General features: G+C 39.6%; 2 protein-coding genes and 1 pseudogene. All 3 read right to left on the bottom strand.

The window, feature by feature from the left end; genetic code table 11:
* Positions 1 to 3,831 (bottom strand): annotated as a pseudogene (locus tag A6733_RS08570) (hypothetical protein); the annotation flags it as partial.
* 819 nt (positions 3,832 to 4,650) lie between these two features.
* Positions 4,651 to 9,123, bottom strand: a complete 4,473-nt coding sequence (locus tag A6733_RS00060; protein ID WP_092460190.1) for a hypothetical protein — start codon at positions 9,121 to 9,123, stop codon at positions 4,651 to 4,653.
* 1,289 nt (positions 9,124 to 10,412) lie between these two features.
* Positions 10,413 to 10,645 (bottom strand): hypothetical protein (locus A6733_RS08565; protein ID WP_242641573.1); only part of this gene is annotated, 233 nt, incomplete at its 5' end.

The following is a 10,645-nucleotide window of genomic DNA, read 5'->3' as shown; positions in this document are numbered from 1 at the left end:
TGAAGAAGACACCCCAACTCTACCACCTCTCATAGACCCACTCGGTTCATCGGCAGGTGGTGGTGAAGGTGGTAACCCTCGATTCAGCAATGCTGCCAATCTCACTCCCACATCCCCAGAATCAGTAGCAGCAGCCACTGGCGGAATGTTAGCAACAACCACAGGTGCAGAAGAGGAGGGACCAGCAATGACATCACCACTCGTCGGGATCTCAAAAGAAGGCCCCTTAGCTAATTGCATAATAAATGCTTTCTTAGGTCCGTAAACATAACTAGAAGAACTACTACTAGCTGCCATGGAAGATTTACTCACAGAAGTAGAAACAGAAGAAGGGACAGTGATCGGCACTATTAGCTGCCCAGATGAGGCGGCAGGAGCTGACTCACATGCTAAAACTTCCGACTCAGAAACAATAACTTCCGAGGTCAATCCAACTTCTCTAGACAACACAAGTGAATCCGTAGAGGAAGAGGAAATATCTGCATCTAATCCTGATCCAGATGGAGATAAAAATGAAGATAAAGATAAAGATGAAGGCGCAATAGAAGGTGAAGAGGGAGGCGAAAGTGATTCATCTTCCAACCACCAAAACGCAGGAGTAACATCAACCGAAGTTGATCTAACTATAGCTTCCCCAGCCAACGGAGAGGCAGAGGAAATATCAGAAGCTGCTCTCGACTCGGGAGGTGAAAAAGGTGCAGGTGAAGACAAAGGCACAAGCGAAGATGAAGGTTCTTCAATAGGCAATTCATCTACATCTATAACAGCAGAAGCACCTTCAGTTGATACTACAACATCCTCACCAACAGTTAAAAAATAACCGTCATAGACATCTGGCACAGAAACAGGCTCAATAACAGGCAAAGAAGATCCAGTATCTCCAGGTGATACTGCAACAGTAGAGACAGTATCAATCACAGATACACCAATAGGTTGATCATAAACAGTTAACTCAGCAACAGATGTAGATGAAGGCAAAGGCACGAGCGAAGATGAAGGTTCTTCAATAGGCAATTCATCTACATCTATAACAGTAGAAGTACCTTCAGTTGATACTACAACATCCTCACCAACAGTTAAAAAATAATCGCCATAGACATCTGGCACAGAAACAGGATCAATAACAGGCAAAGAGGATCCAGTGCCTCCAGGTGATACTGCAACAGTAGAGACAGTATCAACCACAGATACATCACTAGGTTGATTAGAAGCAACAGACTCAGTAGCAAGAGGTAAAGAAGGTCCAGCAGACAAAGGAAGGGGCAGAGAAAATAATCCAGGCTGAGATTGGAGTTGAGGAAGAGAGATAAGCAAAATAATGGGCAAAGAGGATCCAGTACCTCCAGGCGATACTGCAACAGTAGAGACGACAGTATCAGTTACAGATACACTACCGGGTTGAGCAAAAACAGTTGACACGACAACAGGATCAGTACTAGCACTACTTCCTGATGTATTGCTCTTACTTGTCGCACTTTTAGACCTACTACTCTCAAGCTTAAATTTACTACAACCTCCTATATTAACCCCCCCTATACTACAACCTTCTAAATTCTTGCTTTTGTTTATCAAGCATCTTTGATACTTTGCATATTTTTTAGAAATTGAATATGCTACTTCAGGAATGCCGGCAACGTTGAGAACGTCAATAAAATCTTCACAACCAACAGCGCCCAATGATCCATCTTCTAGTTCGGCAAAAACTTTATTGGCCGCTTCGTCCCAATTCAGGTTAAATATGGACCTCAATTCCTCATTAACAGCAAGATCTAGTTTCGATAAAAAATCTAGTATCGCACCTCCACCTAATGGCACTAGCATATGATCAGAGGAACTTGACAGTACTCTAATATCAGCAATGGAATGTATAAAATCAGGACGGTACTTGGAATGATAATAACAAAGGCACTTAGCCATAAAATTAAGTAAATGAAGTTCCCTGTAGGTTCTGCACCAAATAGCCTTCCCAAGTATGGAAAGTTCACTGTCCACAGACTTTAAGAGGCAATTAAGTACAGACAAGCAAGATTTTTGGGCAGATATACGAATCATAAAAAAGAGATTGTAAATCAGTTTGGCACTGTCAGGATGTAACTTAACATCCAACAAATCAACACACTTAACAGACAATGAAACATTGGAGGAAGAAATAGGAATTGTAGAAGCAGTTAGAGTTCTCACTTCAGTAGAAACAGAGGCAGAAATATTATCAGATTGAGATGGTGATAATTGAGAACTGGGAGAAGAAGAACGAGTAAGATCTACAACACTAGTTACTGGTGCTACTACACTCTTACCTCTGCTACCTCCTCTTACGTAGGATTCTACACTTGCCGATAACGCCACTTCTGGAATGCCAGCAACGCTAAGGACTCTAACAAAATCTCTACAACTAATAGCACCCAATGACTCCTCTTTCAGAGAAACAGAAACTTCACTCCAACAAGAGCTAAAAATAGACTCTGCCTCTCTACGAATAGCACAATCCAGCTCCAATAAAAAATCTAGCAAACCAGCTTCAGAATCCGACAATAATTTAATTTTAGAAAGAGAACATACAAAACCAGGGCGATGCTTAGCATGGTACTCACCAAGGCACTTAAACACAAAATTAGCCTCACACATCTTCATGTATGTCCAGTACCAAATAGCCCTTTCAGTCACAGAAAGCTTGCCACTTATTCCTGGTGGAAGCTGTTTACTTATCATATCCCTGTAAATGCTTCTGGCAAATGCACCAACTTTAGAAAAGAGATCCTTAATCATTAGGGCACACTCAGGAAGTACCATAGCACAGATTGAAGCGCAATACGGAGAAGAAGAAGCAGGATTTTGAGCATAAAACCCTCTACTACTTTCAACATCCACCGCCTCACCTGTAGCAGCAGCTGAAGAAGAAACAGCAACAGAAATACCACGTTTTGGGGCAGGAGACTTACCTTTGCCTCTAGTATGCACCGCCACCTTACCTCTACCAGCAGCAGTTGACGCAATAGTAGCTGAAGAAGAACTTGACTGCACCTCAGATTGAAGATGCAAATTAGGTTGTGGTCCAAATCGAGATAATAACTCAGAATCAAGTTGTGAAGAAGAGATAGTCGAAGAATGAGCAGTACTAATAGCACTACTTCCTGACTCTGTAGACTCAATCGCACATCTACTACTACTTTCTGATGTCTTACTTTTTATTGCATGTTTTTTACTCCGATCTGATACATCACGTCCAATTGAAAATTCTACTGCGGAAACACTAGTAGCATCGGTGGCTCTAGAAAAATCTTCACAACTAACATCACCCAATTTTTTCAATCCACGTTTCCGGCCCCGATTTGATATATCGCTTCTAACTGAAAATTCTACTACGGGAACACCAGCAGCACCGGCAGCTCGAGAAAAATCTTCACAACTAACATCACTCAATTTTTTCAACCCACTTTTCAGACTTCGCCTTGATGTATCACTTCTAACTGAAAATTCTACTACGGGGGGAAAACCAACATCACCGGCGGCTCGAGAAAAATCTTCACAACTAACATCACCCAATTTTTTCAATCCACGTTTCCGACTTGATTTTGCTGTATCACCTCTTTTAGATACAGTAGTAGCTGAGGAAGGAAGGACAGTAGAAGTACCAGGTTTTGGGGCAGTAGCCTCACCACTACCACTAGCACTCACCACCATGCCTGTAGTAGTAGGAGTGGTTGAAGTAGTAGCAGGAGAGGACTCAGCTTGCTGCAAGTCAACACCTCGCACAGTGTCCACATTACTAGCTCCATCCTCTGAGGCATCACCAGAAGAGGCAACACTACCGGCTACAGGTACAGGATACATAACAACACCTCTATTTATTATTACTCATCGCTTACATATATTACTTCCTATTTATTACTTTTATTTATCAACTCACACGCCAACATTATAGGAAAGAAGAGAAGTGAGTACAAGCAAACAATCAAGAGAAGTGCACACAAAAACACAGATAGGGACGTAATCAGACCAGAGGCAGAGCCGTACTTTTCAGGCTTGTATATCAAAACAATTACCACAGACAGAACCCACACCTGCTGCGATGGTAGTTTATATTTAACTTAAAGTAAACAAACATTTACATACATCAAGTAACAATTAATTGCATGCTAATAAATAAAGCATACGAAGTATAGCGCATCAATTGGCGGCTTCAATTGACAATTACTTAACTTGACTGAAGTACACTAATGAGTGCTTGTAACAACACGTTTGTTAGCAAACATCAACAAATGTTTTTATGCTAAAAATATAGCAAAATAAATTTAAGTAATATAAATAAATAAATACAAACAGAACAATACAAGGCAGTTAATCATCAGCTAACATACGAGAACGCCATGTAAATATATTATAATTTATATACAATAATCTACAGACATTGTTCACAATATCAGTGCTCGTATAAATGATGGATGTTTTAAACACGATACCAAAAATACATATTCCATCAATTCAATAAAGAAAAACAAAAATTTAATATAAGCAAAGAAGCACGGCCTATATCCAGGCGTAAAGGAAACACGAGGTAGGGGATTTATTATGGAAATAAACTCCTGGACACAACAAACGCATAAAAATATTTATTAATATTGGTAGCAAGAAAAAAATCAATTCTAATAATTAACTCTTCCTTTCACGCCCGCTTCCCCTCCTAGCACTACCACTATGTGAAGAATACCCACCAACTCTACCACCTCTTATAGAACCACTTTGTTCATCGGCAAGCGGTGGTGAGGGCGGCAAACCTCGATTCAACAATGCTGCCAATCTCGCTCCCAAATTACCTTCCCCATCGACAGTATCGGTAGCAGCGGATACTAACGAAACATTATCAACATCCACAGGTACAGAAGAGGAGGTCCCAGCAGTAACATCACTACTCGTAGGTGCCTCAAAAGCCCCCTTAACTGAACGCATCATAAATAACTTCTTAGGTCCGCGATAATAGCTACTACTAGCTACCGTTGGAAATTCCTCAATAGCAGCAGAAACAGAAGAAGGAACAGTAATCGGCACTATTACCTGCTCAGATGAGGAAGCAGAAGTTGACTCACTCACTAAAACTTCCGACTCAGAAACAATAATTTCCGAGGTTAATCCAACTTCTCTAGACAACACCAGTAAGTCTGTAGAGGAAGAGGAAGCATCTGCATCTAATCCTGATACAGCAGCAGAGAAAATATCACTCATAGATACATCACTAGATTGATCAGAAACAACAGTTGGCACATCAACAGACCTAGTAGCAAGAGTCAAAGAAGATCCAGATTGAGGCTGGAGCTGGGAAGATAATTCACCCTGAGACTGAAGTTGTGGAAGAGAGATAGCCGAAGAATGGGCAACGCTAACAGTACCTCTTCCTGATACAGTACCACCAGTACATTTACTACTACTTCCTAACGTCTTTCTTTTACCTATCGCACGTTTACGTCTCACACACCCCCTTTTATCGTATCTTTGAGACACAGTAAGTGCCGCTGGAGGAACACCAACAACATCGAGGACTCTAATAAAATCTTCACTACTAGCAGTACTAAATGATCCCTCTTCTAGTTCAGAAAAAACTGAACCAGCTAATCTATCCCACTCTAAGATAAATATAGACTTCACTTCCTCACGAATAGCACAATCCAGTCCAGATAAAAAATCTAGCAACCTAGCTCCACTTAATGGCACTAGTCTAGGGTCAGTAGCACTTGATAATACTCTAATGCTACCAAGGACGCGTACAAAACTAGGATAATGTTTATAATGATATACACAAAGGAACCTATGCATAAATCTAGATAGATGTAGTTCCCCATAGGTTTTGAACCAAATAGATTTCCCAAGCACAGAAAGCTCACTACTCAATATCTTTACGATGTGATCTAGCATCGACTTCGAGAAAGACATTCTGGCAAACTTACGGATCCCATGAAGGATATTACAAATTAATTCAGCACTATCAGGATGCAATTTAAAACATAGTAAATCAACACAATGAACAGGTAGTGAAACACAAGAGGAGGGGGAAGAAATTGTAGTAGGAGAAGTTAGAGTACTCTCCTCAGAAGAAATAGGCGGTATCCCAACAGCAGAAGTAACAACTCCCGTCTCATTATAAGTAGTAATAGAAGCACCATCACTACTCTTGTGTCTTTTTGCTACAATCGAATCAGAAGAAGAAACACCAATATAATCCTCAACAGAAACTGCATGGCCCTTAAATCTCGCACGTTTTATAGATTCCGACATTGCAGATGATGCTAATTGAGGAATACCGGCAATTTCTAGGACATTGACAAAATCTTTACAACCAACAGCAGCCAAGGATTCTTTTTCCAGAGTAACAGAAACCTCACTCCAATTAGAGTTAAAAATAGACTTCACCCTACCATGGACAGCACAATCTAGTCTCGATAAAAAATCTGACAACCTATCTCCAGTTAATGTAACAACACTACGGTCAGAAGAACCAGACAATACTTTAATGCTAGGAAGAGCATGTATAAAACCAGGGCGATACCTAGAATGGTAGTCACCAATGCACCTGGATACAAAACTATATTCACACATTAACCTATAGGTAAAGTACCAAATAGCTTTACCAGTCACAGTAAGTCTGTTACTCGCATCTGATGTAAGCTGTTTACGAACCATTCTCTTGTAAGTACTTCTAGCAAATACATCTATTTTAGAAAAAAGATCTTCAATTACTGGAGCACTATCAGGTGATAACACAACACCTAGTAAACTCAAAACATCCGAATCAGAAAAATTACCAGAAACAGTTGGCACGACAGCATCCCCAGCAACAAGGGACGAAGAAAATGCAATAACCGCAGGTGATACTGCAGCAGTAGAGAGAGTATCAGTTACAGATACACTACAAGGTTTAGTAGAAACAGTTGACAAAATAACAGACTCAGTACTACCACTACTTCCTGATGTCTTGCTTCTACCTATCACACGCTTCGGGGGAACAGACTTAGTACTAACAACCGTACATTTACTCCCTCTTATTAACTTCTTGCTTTTATTTATCAAACGTCTTTGATACTTTTCATATTTCTGAGAAATTGAATGTGATATTCCAGGAACCCCAGCAACATCGATAATATTGATACAATCTTCACAACTAACATTACTCAACGATCTATCTTCCAGTTCAGCAAAGACTTTATTAGCTACTTCACCCCACTGCGAGTTAAATATAAACCTCAGTTCCTCACTAACAGCACAATCTAGTTTCGATAAAAAACCCAGTAACACACCTCCACTTAATGGCACTAGTCCACCACAGGAACTTGAAAATACTCTAAGATCAGCAAGGGAATGTATAAAATCAGAACGGTACTTACAATGATACAAACAAAGATACCTGGTCATAAAATTAAGTAAAAAAAGTTCCATATAGGTTCTGCACCAAATAGCCTTCCCAACTATCGAAAGTGCGCTACCCATGGTCCTTAAGAGACAATTCAGTATAGTCAAGCAAGATTTTCTGGCAGATATACGAATTATAGAAAAGAGATCGTAAACTAGTTTGGCACTATCAGGATGTAACCTAACGCCCAGCAAATCAACACATTGAACAGATAATGAAACACGAGAGGAAGAGATAGGAATTGTAGAAGCAGTTAGAGTTCTATCTTCAATAGAGGCAGAAACATTACCGCTACCATTATCAGATTGAGATGGTAATAATTGAGTACTGGGAGGAGAAGAATGCGTAAGGTCTATAACACTAGTTACTGATACCGCACCCTTATCTTTACTACCTATTCCCCTTATTTTAGATTCTATATTTGCCGATAACAATAACGAGGGGATGCCAGCAATGTCAAGAACATTAACAAAATCTTTACAACTAATAGCACGAGATAACCCCTCTTCTAAAGGAACGGACATTTCACTCCAACAAGAGTTAAAAACAGACCTCACCTCTCTACAAATAGCACAATCTAGTCCCAATAAAAAATCTAGCAAACTACCTTTGTCATCTGATAATACTTGAATTTTAGAAAGAAAATTCACGAAACCAGGGCGATGCTCAGCATGGTACTCACCAAAACACCTGGACACAAAACTAACCTCGCACGTCGCCTTGTAGTTCCAGTACCAAATAGCTCTTTCAGTCAACGGAAGCTTGTCACTTATTTCTGATGGAAACTGTTTGCGCATCACAGCCTCGTAAATACTTCTAGCTAGTGCATCAACTTTAGAAAAGAGATCTTTAATCATTAGAGCACGCTCAGGAAGTACCATGGCACAGAGTGAATCACAATCAGGGGCAGCAGCAACTGGCTTTTGAGCAGAAATCATTACTATATCTCTTCCAACATCCACCACCTCACCTGTAGCAACAACTGAAGAAAAAACAGCAACAGAAGTACCACGTTTTGGGACAGGAGCCTTACCTTTACCTCCAGCACTCACCATCCCCTTACCTATAGCAGCAGCAGTTGACACAATAGTAGTAGCAGCAGTTGAGACAATATTAGTAGCAATAGTTGAGACAATAGTAGTTGAAGAAGAACTTGACTTAGCATCGGATTGAATATGCAGATTAGGTACTGGTTCATGTTGAGATGATAACTCAAGCTGAAGTTGTGGCGAAGAGATAGCCGAAGAATGAGCAATACCAATAGCACTATTTGCTGATTCCGTAGTCTCAATCGCACATTTACTACTACTACTTTCCGATGTCTCACTTTTTATGACACGTTTTCGACTGCGTTTTGATGTATCATTTTTAATTGAAAATGCTACTATGGGAGCACCAACAGAATCAATGGCTCTAGCAAAATCTTCACAACTAACATCACCCAATTTTTTCATCCTGTGTTTCCTACTTAGTCTTACTGTGTCATATCTTTGAGATGTAGTAATAGAGGTAACAACTGAAGGGGAAACAACAGTAGAAGTACCAGGTTTTTGGGCAATAGCCCCACCTCTACTATTAGCACCCCCCCTATCTGCAATGGTTGAAGTAGTAACAGAAGAAGACTCAATTTGCTTCAAATCAACATCAAGAACAACGCCCACCTTATTAGTACCACTCTCCAAGGCAACACCAGAAGAGGAAACACCACTAGCTACAGGATACATAACAACGCCCCTATTTATTAATTATTATTCATCGCTTATATATTACTTCCTGTTTATTACTTTTATTATCAACTCACACACCAATATTATATGAAATAAAAGAACTGGGTAAAATCAAACAATCAAGAGAAGAGCACACAATACCGCAGATTCAGAAGCAGAGCCGTGCCTTATCAGCATTGTACCTCAAACTATTGAGCCTCGATTAACGAAATAACACAAAAATTACCGAATACAAATCTAGAATCTAGACCTTCCACCGCTACGGTGGTAGTTCGTATTAAACTTAAAAAACAAATATTTACACACAATAAGTAACAATTAATTGCATACTAATAAATAAAGCTTGAGGCGTATGCTACATCAATTGGTAGTATCAATCGGCAATTACTTAACTGAACAAAAGTATAGAGTTCTTGTAACAACACGCTTGTTAGCAAACATCAACAAATGTTTTTTATGTTAAAAATAGCAAAATAAATTTAAGTAATATAAATAAATACAAACATAACAATACACGACGGTTAATCAACAACTAACACACAAGATCAGCGCTCATATAAATGATGAATGTTTTAAATATGCTAACTACAGTACCCAAAACACATATTACATCAATTCAATAAAAAAACAAAAGGTTAATACAAGCAAAGAAGCACGATCTATATCCAAGCATGAGGGAAACACTAGGTAGGTAATTTATCACATGGGAATAAAATCCTGAACACAACAAATGTATAAAACTATGTAATGTTGGCAGCAAGAAGCAAAATCAATTATAACAATTAACTCTTCCTTTTCCTTTTATGCCCACTTACTCTCTGCACATCATTATAATGTAAGGAAGAAGGACTACTTCTAACGCCTATCATATATTCACAATTCACCTGCATGTGGTGGCAAAGGCGAAAGATCTAGATTCATAAACTCTGCCAATCTCGATCTCACATTCTACTACTGGGCGCAGTACCAGTAGCAAGCATCAGTAGACCACTAACATCCACAGATGCAAAAAAGGAAGGTCAAGCAACGGCGGCACTACCCGTAGCATCTTAGGCGCCCTACTAAAATATTCACGCATAATAAATGATTTCTTATGTCAGCTAATAATTGTTACTAGCTACAGTGAAAGATCCTCCAATAGCAGCAGTAGAGGCAGTAATTGGAATTATTAGATGCTTCCCACATGAAGTCACAGAATGGGATTCACCTAAAGCTTACAAAGCATAAACAGCACCTTCCGTAGTTAATACACCAATTTCTTCAATCAATGCCCTAGAACTCCAAAATCAGGAGCAACAACGTCCACAGTCTAGGCTAAAACATCCCTCACTAATAATCGAAGAACACTCACTAGAAACTGTTGATGCAGCAACAGACCGAGTAAGAAAATACAAGGAAAACTCAGTACCACCAGGTAATACTACAAGAGTAGAAACAGCATCAGTCATGAATACACCAACAGTGTTGATCAGAAACGGTCGACACAGTAGCAAACTAAGCAACAAGAGGCAAAGAAGAT

The sequence above is a fragment of the Candidatus Ichthyocystis sparus genome (genome assembly GCF_900078745.1).
In the GTDB taxonomy this organism is placed as follows: domain Bacteria; phylum Pseudomonadota; class Gammaproteobacteria; order Burkholderiales; family 2013Ark19i; genus Ichthyocystis; species Ichthyocystis sparus.
Note: the sequence above shows the minus strand (reverse complement) of the source record. Positions and strands in the feature narration are given on the sequence as shown.